Origin of the sequence: Spirosoma sp., from assembly GCF_048594605.1 — a bacterium.
In the GTDB taxonomy this organism is placed as follows: Bacteria; Bacteroidota; Bacteroidia; order Cytophagales; family Spirosomataceae; genus Spirosoma.
Genome location: NZ_JBMDWV010000089.1, coordinates 1 through 2025, shown reverse-complemented (window position 1 = coordinate 2025; position 2025 = coordinate 1). Strand labels below are relative to the sequence as shown.

2 protein-coding genes are annotated in these 2025 nt (G+C 39.7%); both read left to right on the top strand.

All coding sequences use genetic code 11. The features are described 5' to 3' along the window. Positions 1 to 10 precede the first annotated feature (10 nt). The gene (locus tag ACOJS8_RS05065; RefSeq protein WP_420147446.1) at positions 11 to 1108 is read left to right on the top strand and encodes an ABC transporter permease; all 1098 of its coding nucleotides are present in this window, start codon (positions 11 to 13) and stop codon (positions 1106 to 1108) included. A 189-nt stretch (positions 1109 to 1297) separates the two neighbouring features. Continuing rightward, a complete protein-coding gene (locus ACOJS8_RS05060; protein WP_420147445.1) occupies positions 1298 to 1786 on the top strand; it encodes a hypothetical protein in 489 nt (162 codons plus the stop codon). The last annotated feature ends 239 nt before the right edge of the window (positions 1787 to 2025 follow it).

Genomic DNA, 2025 nt, shown 5'->3' with positions numbered 1-2025 from the left:
TAATAACTAAATGTCGTATAGTCAGTCAAGAGCATTATGGGCGATCACCAAAGCAAGTTTTAAAGCCATTTTTAGTCAACCGTCATCTCTGTTTTTCAGTTTCCTGTTCCCGATTATTTTCATCCTGATCTTCGGTGCTTTTAGCGAACGTCCACCTGAAGCCTATAAAGTGGCTATAAGCCCGCAAAGCGATACCACGAGCATATTCTTTGATAGCCTCAGACTGAACTCCAGGGTGAAGCTGGTGACTTATACAGATACTGACAGGCAAAATGAGGACTTAATTAAGGGTAACATTTCTGCCGTGTTAACCATGGTACCTTACAGCGTCGACTCTGTAAAATACTATAAGGTGTTACTGTTGTCCAGCGAAGCCAGCGGGGGAGCGGTTTACAATTTAATGCGGACCCTCGATTACCAGGCGCTTAAAATTGAGCTCGACGATGCTCATAAATTACAGCGGGAGTATGCATTTATTCCACAGATAATACCCGGTAAAAAGTACCGGCAAATTGATTTTGTATTGCCTGGGCAGTTGGGGTTCTCCATTTTATTTGCTACCATGTTTGGGATTGCTTTTGTTTTTTTTAACCTGAGAGAGCAGCTGGTGCTGAAAAGGTTTTATGCTTCCCCCATAAGGAAGATCAATATTCTCATCGGCATTGGCGCCAGCCGTCTGGTGTTTCAATTGATCAACGTAGTTGTATTGATACTATTCGGGCATTTCTTTTTGAAGTTCACACTCATTAATGGGGTACTCACCTTTGCTGAGATGATCCTGTTAACCGTGTACATGTTGTTTTTGCTGATGGGCGTAGGATTAATATTTGCCAGCCTGGCAAAAACAGATACCAGCATACCATTATTGATCAATCTTTTCGGATTTCCGCAAATATTATTGTCAGGAACATTTTTTTCGATCAACGTCTTTCCACCCTGGCTACAGAACCTTTGTCAGGCTTTGCCGCTTACCCAATTCAATAATGCAATGCGTAAGATCTCATTCGAAGGACTCCATTTGTATGATTGTTGGAAAGAAATAGGAATACTCGGTATCTGGATTGTCATTGTGTATTTAATAGTGATGAAGGTGATGAAATGGGAATAAGAAAGCTCCCTGCGCAGGATTGCCGATACTGGATAATGAAACGGATATTGTATCCAGGATGGTCTGTTTATAAGTTATGTTTAAAGTTTAAGATTCAAATCCGATCTTATTAAATTAGTTTCAGGTATTAGTGCTTAAGTAGTTGATGTTATTATTAGAAATTTGTCGTTATACTATTTGTAAACCGTCATGCGATACGTTAAACTCATATTAATCAGTGCCTTTGTTTTTTTTGCAATGGCTTGCATCGTAGCATTTTTTATCCCCTCGCAGATAAGGGTTTTCAGAATGACCAGCCTGGCAAAGGACAGTGTAAATGTGTTAAACCAGGTGCGCGACTTGTCGCGATGGAAAAACTGGTATCCTGGTTTTGAGCATGTGGTGTTAAGCGATCCATTAATAAAGGAGGGAAGGGTAGTAAAAGCTACCGCCAATGGCATCAGGCTTGATATTAGTGAGTCTACAGATAGCAGTGTGGTCGTATTCATGCAAAAAGGGGATAGCCCTATTATTAGTGGCTGGCAGATCAATAAAGACGAAAGAAATGACTCCCTGGCCTTGCAGGGCTATATGGATGTTAAACTGAAATGGTATCCCTGGGAAAAATTCTCTAGTTTAATGCTCGATAAAAGCTATGGAGACCTGATTACACGAGGGCTGAATGAGCTTAAAAAGTGATTTAAGTAAGTAAGAAGTCAATATTTAAAGTCAGATTTTCTCCGGGTTTCTTTGTCTTTGAGTCCTCTGTTTAAAACCTTTGATCTTTTCTATTTATTCCTGTTTAATAAAATTCAGGTTTCTCTGAATGCCTTTAAACTTGCTTCTTTTTAAAGGCGAATGTTTAAATATTTTGCGGAAGCTTTCTTCTGTCATTGCCTGCCACTCACTATTCGATAAATTTAATATCTCCGGTATGG

Coding starts and splice junctions, on each gene's coding strand:
- ACOJS8_RS05065 (WP_420147446.1), top strand. CDS start 11: ATGTCGTATAGTCAGTCAAGAGCATTATGGGCGATCACCAAAGCAAGT.
- ACOJS8_RS05060 (WP_420147445.1), top strand. CDS start 1,298: ATGCGATACGTTAAACTCATATTAATCAGTGCCTTTGTTTTTTTTGCA.